Genomic DNA, 15,649 nt, shown 5'->3' on the forward strand with positions numbered 1-15,649 from the left:
TACTTCCTTGTATTTGTAGATGTGATTACTGAGCTTTCGCTGCTTCGGCGTAACTTGGGTTAACAAATACGCTGTAATCTGGCATCAGTGCCGATATCTTCTTCTCTTTCAACAGAAAAGCAGACGTTGCTTCGAGCGCCTTGCTCGCGCCTCCCTCTTTACCACAACCCAGCCATTGACATGACAACTGAGTATCCACATCCAGAAATTCATACAGGCTCATCGCGTCAACTGCGCCTTCTGGTTCACCCCCAGCCAGTTTCGCGACTGAAACCGCCATTGGGTCTTTAGCGCTGAAGGTTTCTTTTCCAGCGCGGTATTGCTGATCAACACTCGCAACTACAGTGATAAATTTCGAAACGAAGTCACCGTTTTCAGCAGCAAACTGCTTGTTCGCAATCATTCCATCGAATGTCGGCTTGCCCCACGCGCTAAGTTGTTTTGAGCTAATAAGTACGCTGCCGTCTTGCTTGATCTTGCCCAAAGCAGGATCCCAGATAAACGCGCCGTCAATATCACCACGCTGCCAAGCCGCCATGATCGCATTCGGCTGCATGTTGATGAGCTTGACGTCTTTCTCGCTCAATCCAAATTGTTCTAGAGCAAATAGCATGTGAAAGTGGGTAGTAGAAACAAATGGAACCGCGATACGTTTACCTTTGAGATCGGCTGGCGAGTTAATACCACTGCCGTTTTTGACGACCAAGGCTTCTGCGTCTGCGATGTTTTCCATCACCCATACCAGTTCCATCTCAACGCCATTACTTGCCGCGCTCGCAATTGGGCTGGAGCCAGCAACAGTCATATCGACAGCACCTGCCGCCATAGCCGTAATTGCTTTTGCGCCAGAATCAAACTTGCGCCACTTGATGTCGTAACCCGTTTCTTTTTCAACCAGCTTTTGATCAATGGCATACTTCATCGGGTTGAACATTCCCTGGTAGCCGATCGTCACTTCTTTCGCTGCCCAAGTATTCATTGAACAAAGCAAAGTCCCCAGTAGTACCGTTTTGCTCGCCAACTTGTTTTTCAGTGATTTATTCATCAGTGCCTTCATATCCACGTCCTTATGTGCTGTATGACATCTTCACATTACGAGTTGCTGTTGTGGTTAGGTAGTACCAGAGCATTTCTTTATTGGTCCAGTTACGCACCAATTCAGTGCGCCATCTTAGTGCATTTATTATCGGGTTTAATAACGAGAAAAAGCGCCTTGGCAATCCACGAAGTATCACCAAGGCGCTGTTGATTTTTATTGGTTTTAAATAGACGTTAAACCACAGGTTCTGCGATTTTTTCGGCAATGGCCACGTCAATAACATTCACGATTTCATCGGCTTGCTCTAGGGTGAGAGTCAATGGTGGACTTAGACACAATGTGTTGTTGAGTCGTTCAAAGGATCGATTGGTACGCCCGATAAGCACACCTCGCTTCATACACTTAGCCACAATATCGGCAGCAACGGCCTCTTTGACAGGTTCTTTGCTTGTTTTGTCTTCTACCAATTCAATACCAAGAAATAACCCTTTGCCTCGCACATCACCGACCATTTCATATTTCGATTTCAAGCGCTGAAGCTGCGCCATCAAATAGTCACCAACGTGAGCGGCGTTATTGATCAGGTTTTCTTCTTCAATGATTTTTAAGTTCTCTAATGCGGCGGCGGGGCCAATAGTGCAGCCGCCGAAAGTACTGATGTCTCGGAAGTAGCTGTATTTATCCGAAGGATCGTCTTTGAACTGTTGGAAAACTTCCTCTGTTGTCACGGTACAAGAGATAGCAGCGTAAGCCGATGCAACCCCTTTCGCCATCGTCACGATGTCTGGCTTGATACCATAATGTTGGTAGCCGAACCATTTGCCAGTGCGACCAACACCACACACCACTTCGTCAACGTGAATTAAAATATCGTACTTTTTACAGATACGTTGGATCTCTTCGTAGTAGCCTTTCGGCGGGGTGATCACGCCACCCCCCGCCGTGATCGGCTCAACGACAATCGCACCTACGGTTTCTGGCCCTTCACGTAAAATCACCTCTTCTAATTGTTGTGCTGCTTTGATGCCGTAGTCATCGACACTGCCAAACTGAGAGCGATACTCACAGCAATGTGGAAATTCAACAAAGCCTGGGGTAAACGGGCCGTACTGTGCTCTGCGTTCTTCTTGCCCGGTGGAACTCAAGCAAGTGATGGTTGTGCCGTGATAGTCTCGCTCTCGGTAAAGGATCTTATGCTTTTTACCACCATACTTTTTGTGCGCAATCTGGCGTACGATTTTGTACGCTTTTTCATTCGCTTCAGAACCCGAGTTAGAAAAATAAACACGGCTCATACCCGGCATTTTTTCGATGAGTTTACTGGCAAACTCCGCCATCACTGGAGATCCAGCGGAACCTGCAAAGTAGTTCAATTGCAACGCTTGGTTTTTTATCACCTCGGCAATTCGCTCGCGTCCATAGCCGACATTGACACACCACACACCACCTGAGCTCGCGTCCAAATAGCGATTGCCTTTAATATCCCAAACATACTCGTCTTTACCATGGGACATGATAAGCGGTGACTGGCTTTCAAATGCGGCATGTTGTGTTAAGTGATGCCAAACATGCGCTTTATCCCACGCTTCGACCTGTTCAACATCGCGCTGGGCTGGCTGCTGTGCCAAATGTGTTTGTCCGTAATCCATAAACGCTCTCCTTCGGTTTTCTTTCACCTTAGACAAGCTCCCTGTCTGGCATATAGATCCAGTTGTAGCTTTTTATGGGGTCAACACACATTGCAGTAACTATTAAGTAAAAGGGAAGTTGGTACGGTTGATGCTTAGCGATTGTTAGTAGAATAAAACAGCACCGTTATAGGCGAGTTATGAAAAGTGAATATTTGATGCACATACAATTCTCTCCAGAGAGAAGCTTGCAAGAACAAATTAGGGAACACTTACTCGACGCAATGCGTAATGGCGTCTTCGAAGATAAAGCGTTACCTTCGTGCCGCAAGCTGGCATCAATGCTCAGAGTTTCTCGAAATACCGTTGTTCTCGTCTATGACAAACTGGTTGATGAAGGGTATTTAAAGTCGCAGGAGCGCAGTGGCTACTACCCAAATACAGAAGCATTACACGAAGATTTAAATATCGACGACACATCAACATCGCGTGATGAAGTCATTCTTGGTGCAAAACCTGCCCATTTTTGGACCAATCGAATTAAGAAAGATCTGCGTAATCAACGCAATATATCCAAGGCCAAAAACTGGCAAGATTACCCTTATCCGTTTTTGTTCGGACAACCTGACCACTCGATATTCCCTCTAAACCATTGGCGCGAATGCTGCCGCTTATCACAGCGTTCCGGTGTAGTAAAAGACTGGATATCAGACTCAATCGACAGTGATGACCCGGCACTTATCAAACAGCTACAAAGTAACGTGCTCACCAAGCGCGGTATAAAAGCCCATCAGGAAGAAATTCTTATCACGATAGGTACACAAAATTCGTTGTATCTGTTGGCAGAGCTGTTGGCAAATCAAGGAACGGCCATTGGTATTGAAGAGCCGGGCTACCCAGACGTGCGTAATATTTTTGCTTCTCGTGGCGCGCATATCGTACCTATTGGCATAGATTGCCAAGGGATTGAAATCAGTGACGAGTTAAAGCAGTGTGACTATGTCTACGTCACCCCGAGCCATCAAGTTCCCACCAATGTCACCATGTCGATGCAAAGGCGACAAGCACTGCTGGATGCCGCTGAAAAATATGACTTTGTGATCATAGAAGATGACTATGAGAGTGAAGTCAATGTGCTAAGTCAGGCGAGCCCATCACTCAAAAGTTTGGATACACATGGCCGAGTCATTTACATCGGTAGCTTATCCAAATCACTATCCCCAGGACTGAGATTAGGCTATATGGTCACTGAAAGGCCTTTGATTCAAGCAACACGTTCACTTCGACGCTTGATGTTCCGCCATCCACCAGCGAACAACCAACGCACCTGTGCACTGTTTATTTCGCTTGGTCATTACGACGCCTACCTGCGTAAGCTTAAAAATTGCTACCAAGAACGCTGGACTGAAATGCGCACTTCAATAGAAAAGCCCCTGCCGCAATGTGTGACCACAGAAACGATGGGGGGCAGCTCATTCTGGCTGAAATTGCCTCGACCTATCGACTGTGAAGCTTTCGCCAAAAAAGCTCAAGATGCAGGAGTATTGGTAGAACCTGGAACCATTCACTTCGCCCGTTTCCATCTAGATAGCCGTCGATACATAAGACTCGGCTTCTCCGCGATAGACAAAGGCAAGATAGACGCCGGGATCCAAAAACTCGCCTCACTATTGTAAATCCGCCCGAAAGAAAGAGTTTTACCGAACCAATAACCATACATTACGAACTTAACTCGTGATGGTTTTTTTATTAATTTTCATATCCTTACCTGTACCCATAAATAACCTCAACTGGTACTAAGGAATCCTTCCTAATCCAAGTAAATTAACGTTAAGCATTACGGTTGGTTGATTAGAAAGGAAGGTCGCCGTGTCAGAATTTATCATTATTTCTACATTGATTGTTGCAGGTTTCATCAGAGGCTATACCGGCTTCGGTTTCTCAGCCTTGGTTATCCTAGTCCTTTCTTCTATGTACCCTGTTGCCGAAATGGTGCCTGCGGTACTGCTATTAGACTTGCTAGTTTGCTTGCCTTTGGTCGCTTCCGCGTGGAACAAAACCGATTTCAAAACACTGACCCCACTGCTATGGGCAACGGGTCTTGGTGTACCTTTTGGTTACCTACTCTTACTCTACCTGCCAGATAGTCAGCTTAAAGTGATCGTTCCGGGCGCGATACTAGCCCTTGCTGCACTCAGTCACAGCAAGCATGCCCTGACATTACAGCTATCACGGTCACCGTTGTTGTGTGGGTTTATGTCAGGCTGGACAACCAGTGCTGTGTCCGCAGGGGGCGCACCCGTTGTGATTTACATGCGCTATAGCAAGATGCCCATTGACGTGCAGCGCAATAGCTTAATCAGCTACTTCTTTCTTACTACCTGTTTTGTTGTCGGCAGTAGCTATGTGATGACCAAACAGTGGTACTTCATGCCCGATCACCCATTAGGTTATGCACTAATTGCAATGACGGCATTGATGACAGGAAAACTGGCTTTTAAATACAAGAACTTAAACATCATTCATCAAGCGGCATTCTATCTGATGTTAATACTATCAGCTCTGGCGCTGCTCCGAGCAATTTGGATGCTCTAACGGAAAATGCTCTAACGGAAAAAGGACATTGGCTATGAATCTACCTACTGTGTTTATCACTGGCGCAACATCGGGCTTTGGCCAAGCGGCAGCAAGATGTTTTGGTCACGAAGGCTACCAATTGGTGTTAACTGGCAGGCGTAAAGAACGTTTGAACGCGCTCGCGGATGAATTATCTCAAGACTGTGACATCCATATTGCGACAATAGATGTACGAGACGCTGAAGATATAAAAGCGGTGATTGAACAATTACCAGAACAATTCAAGAACATCGAAATTTTGATTAACAACGCAGGCCTGGCATTAGGAGCAAGCCCCGCAAATGAAGCGTCACTCGATGATTGGCACACCATGATCGATACCAATGTCACTGGCCTGGTTAACGTCACGCACGCACTGTTGCCAATCCTGCTAGAGCAACCAAAAGCGACCATTATCAATTTAGCCAGTATTGCCTCCAACTGGTGTTATCCGGGCGCACACGTCTACGGTGCCAGCAAAGCATTTGTGGCTCAATTTTCGCGTAATTTGCGTTCGGATTTCGCAGGCACGGGGCTCCGTATCACCAGTTTAGAGCCGGGCTTGTCTGAAAGTGAGTTCAGTTTAGTGCGCTTTAATGGGGATCAGGACAAGTACAATCAAATATACGATGGCACTAACCCACTGCAGCCAGAGGACATCGCAGACATCATGCTGTGGATAGCAGAGCAGCCAAGCCACATCAACATTAACAGCTTAGAAGTGATGCCAACTAGCCAAGCTTGGGACAACTTCAAAATTGTGAAGGCACCTAGTATTAAAGCCTGCTGAAGAATGAGAAAAAACGAAACGCTCTAAATAACAACCGCCTACTCAAGTAGGTGGTTGAGATCGTAAACCCAAACTACCATCTCCCCGAACCACTCATCCATTCCCTTCTCTTTTGAGTACAAGTTGTCAGGAAGTCGACGTTAATCGCTATCGTTTTCAGTTTGTTTTACAGGGTCTGTTGACCTTTCGAGCTGATTTTTGCAGCAGTGTGTGGGTTCTTTATACAAGGCAGAGGCTTTGAAATGTAGTTACCCTACCTGATAAGCCGATAACACAGTAGAAAGGGCCCACAAACGCTGCCCGAAGGGTTCGAGCTGGACGCCCCCGCTAAAAGCGTTTTACTCTTTGTTGAGAGGTGTTTTGCTTAGAATGACTAAGCTACAAACAACTAGCCGTCCGCCTCTCGCCTCGATTAAAACGCTTTTATCTCGAACAAAAATTAACCACGAAAGATAAACAGACCCTAATCTTATAGATATACAACCGCCGAAAGAAACGGCTCAAGTTGTTGGATTACAGGGAGAGAAAATGGGAAATCCGCTTGTCACACTTAAAAGTGCCAGCAAAAGCTTTGTTGATGGCAACGAGAACCACCGTGTGCTGGAAGATGTCGACTTCACTCTGACAAACGGCGCAAGCGTGGCATTAACAGGGGCAAGTGGTAGCGGTAAAAGTACCCTACTCAATATCATTGCGGGTTTCGAACCTCTATCAAGTGGCGAACTATGGTTAGATGGAGAAAACACCACCGCTTGGAAAGACCCGCAATGGAGCCTTTTTCGACATCAAAAGCTTGGCGTCATCTTTCAACAATTCAACCTGTTAACGCCACTAAACGTTAAACAAAACATTGCCTTTCCACTAAATTTGAACCAGCTAAATTGGAACGAATGGTGTGACTATTTAGTGGAGACTCTGGCTATTAGTGATTTACTAAACAGGCATGTCTCTACCCTTTCTGGTGGTCAGCAACAACGTGTCGCCATAGCCAGAGCCTTAGCCCACAAACCCAAACTCTTACTCGCTGACGAACCTACTGGTAACCTTGACCAAAAAGCCGGTTTAGAGGTCATGAAGCTGCTGAGTGACATTACCACGCAAGGTAAAACCGCAGTGATATTGGTGACGCATAGCACTGAATGTGCCGAATTCATGCAAGCTCAACTGCGCTTGAAAAACGGTCACCTTGTCCGTGAGCTGGACAACCTCCGAGCCGCGCTATGAAAAAAACCAGGTTTGCGCACACCAAACTCGCACTTTACCTGTTTACCACTCATTATCGGCAAGCACCGCTGCAAGCCGCAGCAATTCTAGTTGGCATCGTACTCGCCGTTACGTTGTTTGTCGCCGTGCAAGCCATCAATCTCAATGCCAAGCGCAGCTACGCAGAATCTACAGAGCAGCTGAGTGCTCAAGCACAAAACCTGATTATCCCACCAGCTGGTCAACACTATTTGCCCGAATCGCTCTACTTTTCACTTAGGCAAAAGGGGTTAAGCGCCTCACTGCCGGTGATTGAAGGTCGGGTCAGGGATGAACAAGGTCGTCGGTGGTCAGTGCAGGGCAGTGACCTTATTGCTGCGATCACCTCTGGAACACGCTATGCCTCAGATTCTAGTAACGAACAAGATATTTCCCTGTTCGATAGCACACTCCCCCTGACTCAGCTATTGGCTGGTGAGCCAATTGTGATGATGAGTCAATCCCAACATCACAATCTAGGTGGCGCAGATTTCATGATTCTGGATGAGGTCAAAACGAAAGTCGTTGTTCTGCCGGATGACTGGCAACTGGGAAGCCGGATGTTGATGGATATTGGCTTCGCTCAGCAGTTACTCAATAAACCCGGGCAACTGAGCTATATCGCGGTTTTCAATAGTGAAGGCAATAACCTCGAGAAATGGCAAAGCTTAGTCGGAAAACAAGGACAATGGGTCGCCAACACACAAAGCACCGATCTTGGCTCACTAACGGACAGCTTCCACCTTAATCTTACTGCGATGAGTTTGTTGGCGTTTTTAGTCGGCCTGTTTATCGCCTATAACGGCGTGAAGTACAGCTTACTCAAACGTAATCGCCTGTTGGTACAAATTCAGCAGGCTGGCATCGCACCGATAAATGTGTTCTCTGCGCTATTAGTTGAATTGATGATTTTGGTGGCGTTCGGCGCGTCACTTGGCTTTGTCCTCGGTATGCAATTAAGTCATTGGTTACATCCAACGGTTGCCCTTACGCTTGAGCAACTCTACGGCGCAACGCTACTCCCCGGCACCTGGCAGTGGCAATGGTGGGCGCAGGCTCTGCTGCTGACGTTAGCGGCGGCTTTGCTCGCTTGTTGGCAGCACTTTAAACAGCGAGTCCATCAGCCGCTTTCTTCGCATAGTGGTCTTTATCAAGCACCAGAAACATCCAACCAGAATCAACTGTTCCTTGTCGGCTTGGTGCTCACCACGCTATCTCTGACAGGTTTATGGTTGAGTGACCATCATCGCCTGACCATGGCATGGCTTGGTGTGTTAGTGGTTTCAATTCCTTTATATCTACCGAAAACGCTCAGCGTATTAGCGTATTGGAGCGAGCAGCGAACCACACCTGGCTTGGTGCAATATCTGTTTGCTGAACTGCGTGAGCTGGTTTCTCCACTTTCTCTTGCGATGATGGCGCTGCTTCTTGCCGTGACCGCCAATATCGGTATGAACAATTTGGTCGGAAGCTTTGAATCCACCTTAAAGCAATGGCTCGAACAAAGGCTACATGCGGATATTTACGTCAGTCCATCGCAAGGTGAAATGGCGAATGTTGAGCATGCTCTGGAACACTTCGACAACGTAGAAAAGGTCTATAAACAGTATTATGTCGATGCGAACTTGCAGGGCTTACCTATCCGACTTGGCACCAAAGACAAAGACACTTTAGAACAAACCATGGTATTTAAGTCCCGTGTTGATGAATTCTGGCCGCGCTTTTATCAAGGAGAGGTCGTTGCGATCAGTGAACCTACCGCAGTGAAACTTGGCTTATCGCTTGGTAGTGACCTGAAGCTCGATGCGTTGAAAGGCGAGACTCTGACTGTCGGAGCCATTTTTCACGACTACGGTGCACCCAATGGCGAAGTATTACTTGCTCATAAATTGTGGCAAGAGCGCGGTTTTACAGACTTGCCGATTAGCCTTGGGATCAAAATCTCTGGCGACAAAAAATCCATGTATGACCAATTACAACAACAGTTGGCTCTGAATCCGAGTCAGCTCTACGATCAGGCTCACGTCAAATCAGTCGCGTTAGATATCTTTTCACAAACCTTTGCCATCACACGCACACTAAATGGCGTCACCTTAATGGTGGCTGTGATCGGTTTGTTCAGCGCTTGCTTTATGTTACTCGATGCGCGCAAAGCCGCCATTGCAAGGTTGTATGCGCTTGGCGTAAGTCGTCGAAAATTGATGGCGATGGTAGTTGGGCAAATCGTCGCTTTGGTTAGCTTTACGTTGGTTGTCGCCATACCACTTGGCGCAATGGTCGGCTATATACTGACTGACGTAGTAACCTTACGCGCTTTCGGCTGGAGCTTGAACTACCTATGGAGCTGGAGTGATGCACTCAGTATCTCCGTCATTACCATTTTAGTCGCGGTGATGGCTACCCTGATCCCACTGTGGCGCTTGGTGAGCAAACCTGTGGTATCCAGCTTACAAAGTGAGGTACTGTGATGAATCAAATTATAAAACATGTTGCACTAGTACTTGGTTGTTTATCTCTTATCGGCTGTGAAGAATCCAAGCAACAAAATGTGGGAATGCTATTAGGAGGAAGTGAAGTACCAGCCGAGGCCGAGCCGTTCACTCCCGTGATGAAAGGTGTTGAGATCACCTTCCCTGCCGATCATCAAGCGCACCTCGATTTTCGTCATGAATGGTGGTATTTAACGGCAAACTTAACCGATGAAAAAGGCAACCCTCTCGGTGTGCAATGGACACAATTTCGCTTCGCTGCGGTACCACAGAAAAACAAACCAGAAGAAACAAAGGCCGTATGGCAAAGCCATCAAATTTACATGGCGCACAGTGCCGTCACCACCAAAGACAAACATTACGCCGATGAAAAATGGTCACGGGATCACAGCGAGCTTGCCGGAGTGGAAACCTCACCATTTCGTGTTTATCTGGATGACTGGCAGTGGACATCGTCGACTGATGATTTGTTTCCCGCTACGCTCAATACCAACTCCAAGCAATTTGCTTACTCACTCAACTTAACCAGTAATGCACCCTATCAAAAGCAAGGCGAGCAAGGATACAGCACCAAAAGTGCCGATGGTCAGGCCGCTTCGCATTACTACAGTCAGCCGTTTATTGATGTAGAGGGAGAAGTCACCATCGATGGCGAAACTCATCAGATCTCGGGTAAAGGTTGGATCGACAGAGAGTGGAGTTCACAGTACTTACACGAGTCACAGCAAGGTTGGGATTGGTTTGCGCTAAGGCTGGGTGAGGAAACAAGCCTGATGGTGTTCCAACTTCGCGATGCAAAAACCGGAAAATCCAGTTACTCGCACGCTAAGTTGATGAACCAAGATGGCAGCGGAACCGCGATTCAACAAAACGAGCTCCGCTTAAAAGCTTCCCGAAAAACGACTATTCAAGGTCGTGACTATCCAACTGAGTGGCAGCTTTCGATCCCCAGTCAGCAAATTGAAATCACGATTATTGCACTCAATCCTAACGCACAAATGCCCCTGTCGGTAACCTATTGGGAGGGTCCGGTGACCATCGACGGGTCTCATTCAGGCACCGGCTATATGGAGCTGACAGGGTATTGAGCACCTTATTGTGTGCTTCGCTTACCAGTGTGAGGCTTAACCTATTGTTGAACAACAATATCTTTATTGAAAACAACCGACCGCGACGCATTTATCCAATAACAGCCTTGAAAGCTTGCCTTGTTACGATACGCTTTGAGCAAATCAAACAAGGATGAACCAATAATGCGCGTCGATTATCAAAAACGACTCGTTCCTGTTATTCGCTATCTGGAACAGCACTTTAACGAACCACTCAATCTACTCGAAGTGGCGGCGCTAGCGAACTTATCCCCCTATCACTTTCATCGTACTTTCAAAGCCGTGCAGGGCGAGACCTTAGCCGATTTCATCCGACGTTTAAGACTAGAAGCCGCAGCGGATGACCTGTTCAAATCCAAACAACCGGTGCTCAACATTGCTTTAGAGTACAGTTTTTCTAGCTCACAAAGCTTAGCCAAAGCCTTCAAACAACATTATGGGGTGACGCCAACGGCCTTTCGCGATTGTGAAAACTACCAACAGTTTTCTGAATTAGCGCGAAACAGCAAGATTGGACACACATTGCGCAAGAACGGAAACGAAGAAAATCCCAGCGATTCATATACTGGCTCTGAACTCACAACATGGAGCATTATTATGGAAACGCAACACTTTGACGCAACCAAACTGGCGTACATTCGCGTGAATGGTCCTTACGGCAAAGGCTATGAAGAGCCAGCAGGTCATCTATACCGATGGGCTGGCATGAAAGGTCTGGCGGGCAACACCTGCATCTTTATTTACCACGACAACCCAGAAATCACGCCGAACGAGAAATGTCGAACTGACATCTGTTTGATGGTGCCTGAAGACACCGAAGTTCCAAGTGGCATTGAGCTGCAAGACTTTCCTGGTGGTCAATACGCAGTCATGCGTCAACGCATCACCGAAAACGGCCAATACTCAAAAGCATGGGATGATTTGATGAGTAAAGTGATTGAGTCTGGCATTGAAAGCGATGATCGTCCTTGCTTCGAGCTTTACCATAGCTTTGACCCACAAACTCACCATGCAGATGTTAGTTTCTGCACTGCCATCAAATAGCCGAAAAGCCTGCGATTATGCAGGCTTTTTTATCTGATTAAGCATTCCAACTCAATTAAATCGCTTCGCCATTTACGGTGACTGCAACATCGATATTACCGCGCACCGCATTTGAGTATGGGCAAACCTGATGTGAAGTACGAGTCAGTTCAAGCGCCTGTTCTTGTGGTAAATCCAGCTCAACCGCCAGGCTCACTGTCAAAGCAAAACCACCGTTGCCGTTCTGACCAATACCGACTTCTGCGGTTACTGGCGCATGTTTGAGATTCACTTTAGCTTCACGCGCTACGTGTAAAATCGCGTTAGAAAAACACGCCGAGTATCCCGCAGCAAACAGTTGCTCTGGGTTTGTTGCTGCACCTGTGCCACCCATTTCTTTCGGGTATGCTAAGTCGAGAGACAATAGACCATCGTCAGTTTTCACTTGGCCATTACGACCAGCAAGAGCAGTTGCTTGAGTTTTGTATAACGTCGTCATACGAATATCCCCTTTCAATTAAAGTTGTGTACAATTTAATTGCTTGCAATCTTATATCGAAACAAACTTCACTTGCAACTATATTGTGCACAATTTATTTTCATAACCTCCATAGTGAACAGATAGGCCAAGCCCATGAGTCAGTGCTACACAGAAAACCCATTGAACGACGATGAGAAAATTTTGCTGGAAAATCAAGTGTGTTTTCCGCTCTATAGTGCAGCTAACGCCGTCATTCGCGCTTATCGTCCTCTACTGGATGAGCTGGAACTTACCTACTCTCAGTATCTGGTCATGATGGTTCTTTGGGAAAAAGACGGCGCAAGTGTCAAAGAATTAGGCTCACGTCTTCACTTGGACTCAGGCACACTGACGCCTCTGTTGAAACGACTAGAAGCAAAAGGGTTCGTTACTAGGGCGAGAAGCGAAAGCGATGAGCGTGTGAGAGTTTTGAACCTGACCAGCGAAGGAAAACAGTTAAAAACACGCGCTAAATCCGTTCCTAATGCCATAGCCTGCAAAATAACATTAGAACTGGATGAACTGATTACTTTAAAGAATTTGTGCAACAAGCTGTTGGACACACTTACGTAATTTACATTTATTTAACACCATAACAACAATAAACAAACCTAAAACTATTGGCTTGTGAAGCTTCTATCCAGGCACAACATGGTCATCGCAGAGTGAAAAACAAAAACCTATTAATAGTCAGTACAAATTAGGCGTAATAGGTTTTTTCTATTTAGGAAAATAGGAATCAGCTATCAATAAGATAGTTAAAAGCAATTTTATTTAACCTAACTCAGATGCGAATATACTTTCCGACAGCAAGATTTGCTAATCCAAAATAACCGAAAGGAAAGTAAAGTAATGATCAATACTAAAATCAAACCATTTACAGCTACAGCGTTTAAAGAAGGCGAATTCGTACAAGTAACAGAACAAGATGTTCTAGGTAAGTGGGCGGTATTCTTCTTCTACCCAGCTGACTTTACGTTCGTTTGTCCGACCGAGCTAGGTGACTTAGCAGACCACTACGCAGAGCTACAAAGCCGTGGCGTTGAAGTTTACTCAGTATCAACTGACACCCACTTCACTCACAAAGCATGGCACGACAGCTCTGAGACTATCGGCAAAATCAACTACTACATGCTTGGCGACCAAACTGGCAACATCACAAACAACTTCGGCGTGATGCGTGAAGGTCAAGGTCTTGCAGACCGTGCAACGTTCCTAATCGACCCAGAAGGTACTATCCAGGCAATGGAAATCACTGCAGAAGGCATCGGCCGTGACGCAGAAGACCTACTACGCAAAGTGAAAGCGGCTCAGTACGTAGCTGCACACCCAGGCGAAGTTTGCCCAGCTAAATGGAAAGAAGGCGAAGAAACGCTAGCTCCTTCTCTAGACCTAGTAGGCAAAATCTAATTCTAGATTAGCCAACACTGGTTCAATCTAAGAACCAAAACCTAATTAAAGAGAGCAATCCGGGTTAGATACCTTGACGACCTTCTTCCCGGTTTGCTCTCTCCTCATGTTTTTATCCAGAGTAACCACTCTTCTGTTTATTAAAAGGTAATAACAACTATGTTAGACCAAGCGATCCAACAACAACTCAAACAATATCTGGCTAATGTAAAAGAAGACGTACGTCTAGTGGTTAGCCTAGATGAAAGCAAAGCGGCAAATGATATTTTGTCTCTCGCTAATCAAATCGCAGAAATGAGCGAGCATATTTCTGTTGTTCGTGACGACGCAGCCAGTGACCGTAAACCAGTAATGGCGGTAACCAACCCGACTAAAGGAACAGCACTTAGCTTTGCTGGCCTGCCTATGGGCCATGAATTTACGTCACTAGTGCTTGCTCTGCTTCACTCTGGCGGTCACCCAATCAAGCTAGAGCCAGAAGTGATTGAACAAATCGCTGCGCTAGACAAAGAATTGGATGTAGAAATCTTTATTTCTCTGTCTTGTCAGAACTGCCCGGACGTCGTGCAAGCGTTCAACATGATGGCAGCGATTAACCCGAAAGTGAAAACAACCATGATCGACGGTGCTTTGTTCCAAGACGAAGTGAAACATCGCGATATCATGGCAGTACCAAGTGTATTCGTTAACGGTGAGCTGTTCGGCCAAGGCCGCATGTCTCTTACAGAAATTCTGAACAAAGTCGACGACAGCGCAAGCGAGAAAGCAGCCAAAGCACTGGATGAAAAAGAACCGTACGACGTACTCGTTGTAGGTGGCGGCCCTGGTGGTAGTGCAGCAGCGCTTTACGCAGCACGTAAAGGCATCCGCACTGGTGTTGTGGCTAAACGTTTTGGTGGTCAGGTTATGGACACCATGGCGATCGAAAACTTTGTCTCGGTGAAACGCACTGAAGGTCCTAAGCTGGCGGCTGATCTTGGCGAGCATTTGAAAGAGTACGACGTTGACGTTGTGACAGAGCAGCAAGCTAAAAAGCTAATGGGTGCAGCACATACTGAAGATGGTCTTATCCATATTCAGCTAGAAAGCGGCGCAACACTTAAGAGTCAGAGTGTCATTCTGAGCCCAGGTGCACGCTGGCGTGAAATGAATGTTCCTGGTGAGCAAGAGTACCGCAATAAAGGCGTTGCTTACTGTCCACACTGTGATGGTCCGCTATTCAAAGGTAAAAAGACGGCCGTTATCGGCGGTGGTAACTCAGGTATCGAAGCGGCAATCGACCTTGCAGGTATTGTGGAACATGTAACGGTTCTTGAATTTGCTGATGTTTTACGTGCTGACCAAGTACTGATCAACAAAGCGAACTCGCTACCAAACGTCGACATCATTACCATGGCACAAACAACGGAAGTTGTAGGTGACGGCAAGCGCGTGACTGGCCTGAAATACAAAGACCGCAACACAGATGAAATCAAAGAACTTGAGCTATCGGGTATCTTCGTTCAAATCGGTCTTGTTCCTAACACAGAGTGGCTGAAAGATTCAGATGTGAACTTGTCTCCACGTGGTGAAATTGAAGTAGGCAGTCACGGTGAAACCAGCCTGGAAGGTGTATTTGCTGCGGGTGACGCAACAACGGTACCTTACAAACAGATCATCATTGCGATGGGTGAAGGTGCAAAAGCAAGCTTAGGCGCGTTTGACTACCTGATTCGTAAGCAAGGTTTATCTCCAGAACTTCTGGAACAATAAAAAGAAAAGAAGCCCAAAGACTTTGCCAGCA

The 15,649-nt window shown here is 46.5% G+C and carries 13 protein-coding genes; 10 read left to right on the forward strand and 3 right to left on the reverse strand.

Annotation, left to right across the window (positions count from 1 at the left end; all coding sequences use genetic code 11):
* Window positions 1–25 precede the first annotated feature (25 nt).
* On the reverse strand, window positions 26–1,057 hold the full coding sequence (tauA, locus tag VEJY3_RS24260; protein WP_014235082.1) for a taurine ABC transporter substrate-binding protein: 1,032 nt from the start codon (window positions 1,055–1,057) through the stop codon (window positions 26–28).
* Between the two features lie 215 nt (window positions 1,058–1,272).
* Window positions 1,273–2,688: an aspartate aminotransferase family protein gene (locus VEJY3_RS24265; protein WP_014235083.1), complete on the reverse strand. Its 1,416-nt coding sequence runs from the start codon at window positions 2,686–2,688 to the stop codon at window positions 1,273–1,275.
* A 179-nt stretch (window positions 2,689–2,867) separates the two neighbouring features.
* Here VEJY3_RS24265 and VEJY3_RS24270 point away from each other — a divergent pair, with 179 nt between their 5' ends.
* The 7 genes from VEJY3_RS24270 (at window position 2,868) to VEJY3_RS24300 (ending at window position 11,957) form a co-directional block, all read left to right on the forward strand.
* Complete coding sequence (locus VEJY3_RS24270; protein ID WP_014235084.1) at window positions 2,868–4,343, forward strand: PLP-dependent aminotransferase family protein; 1,476 nt, start codon at window positions 2,868–2,870, stop codon at window positions 4,341–4,343.
* A gap of 193 nt (window positions 4,344–4,536) precedes the next feature.
* Window positions 4,537–5,262 (forward strand): TSUP family transporter, encoded by a 726-nt coding sequence (locus tag VEJY3_RS24275; protein ID WP_014235085.1) that lies wholly within the window; start codon window positions 4,537–4,539, stop codon window positions 5,260–5,262.
* Between the two features lie 34 nt (window positions 5,263–5,296).
* Window positions 5,297–6,073, forward strand: coding sequence for an SDR family NAD(P)-dependent oxidoreductase (locus tag VEJY3_RS24280; RefSeq protein ID WP_014235086.1), 777 nt, complete (start codon window positions 5,297–5,299; stop codon window positions 6,071–6,073).
* A 528-nt stretch (window positions 6,074–6,601) separates the two neighbouring features.
* Complete coding sequence (locus tag VEJY3_RS24285; RefSeq protein WP_014235087.1) at window positions 6,602–7,297, forward strand: ABC transporter ATP-binding protein; 696 nt, start codon at window positions 6,602–6,604, stop codon at window positions 7,295–7,297.
* Window positions 7,294–9,783: an FtsX-like permease family protein gene (locus VEJY3_RS24290; protein WP_014235088.1), complete on the forward strand. Its 2,490-nt coding sequence runs from the start codon at window positions 7,294–7,296 to the stop codon at window positions 9,781–9,783. Before VEJY3_RS24285 ends, VEJY3_RS24290 begins: the two co-directional genes overlap by 4 nt.
* Window positions 9,783–10,892, forward strand: coding sequence for a lipocalin-like domain-containing protein (locus VEJY3_RS24295; protein ID WP_014235089.1), 1,110 nt, complete (start codon window positions 9,783–9,785; stop codon window positions 10,890–10,892). The genes VEJY3_RS24290 and VEJY3_RS24295 overlap by 1 nt, the downstream gene beginning before the upstream one ends.
* Window positions 10,893–11,057: 165 nt before the next feature.
* The gene (locus VEJY3_RS24300; protein ID WP_014235090.1) at window positions 11,058–11,957 is read left to right on the forward strand and encodes a GyrI-like domain-containing protein; all 900 of its coding nucleotides are present in this window, start codon (window positions 11,058–11,060) and stop codon (window positions 11,955–11,957) included.
* 55 nt (window positions 11,958–12,012) lie between these two features.
* Here VEJY3_RS24300 and VEJY3_RS24305 read toward each other — a convergent pair whose 3' ends face one another.
* Window positions 12,013–12,435 carry an organic hydroperoxide resistance protein gene (locus tag VEJY3_RS24305; protein ID WP_014235091.1) on the reverse strand — a complete coding sequence of 141 codons (423 nt, stop codon included), beginning with the start codon at window positions 12,433–12,435 and terminating at the stop codon, window positions 12,013–12,015.
* A gap of 135 nt (window positions 12,436–12,570) precedes the next feature.
* On the opposite strand from VEJY3_RS24305, the gene VEJY3_RS24310 reads away from it, so the two are divergent.
* The 3 genes from VEJY3_RS24310 (at window position 12,571) to ahpF (ending at window position 15,618) form a co-directional block, all read left to right on the forward strand.
* Window positions 12,571–13,029: a MarR family winged helix-turn-helix transcriptional regulator gene (locus tag VEJY3_RS24310; RefSeq protein ID WP_014235092.1), complete on the forward strand. Its 459-nt coding sequence runs from the start codon at window positions 12,571–12,573 to the stop codon at window positions 13,027–13,029.
* Window positions 13,030–13,308: 279 nt separating this feature from the next.
* Entirely contained in the window at window positions 13,309–13,866 is a 558-nt protein-coding gene (ahpC, locus tag VEJY3_RS24315; RefSeq protein WP_014235093.1) for an alkyl hydroperoxide reductase subunit C, read from the forward strand.
* Window positions 13,867–14,025: 159 nt separating this feature from the next.
* Complete coding sequence (gene ahpF, locus VEJY3_RS24320) at window positions 14,026–15,618, forward strand: alkyl hydroperoxide reductase subunit F (protein ID WP_014235094.1); 1,593 nt, start codon at window positions 14,026–14,028, stop codon at window positions 15,616–15,618.
* The last annotated feature ends 31 nt before the right edge of the window (window positions 15,619–15,649 follow it).

The sequence above is a fragment of the Vibrio sp. EJY3 genome (assembly GCF_000241385.1).
Classification (GTDB): domain Bacteria; phylum Pseudomonadota; class Gammaproteobacteria; order Enterobacterales; family Vibrionaceae; genus Vibrio; species Vibrio natriegens.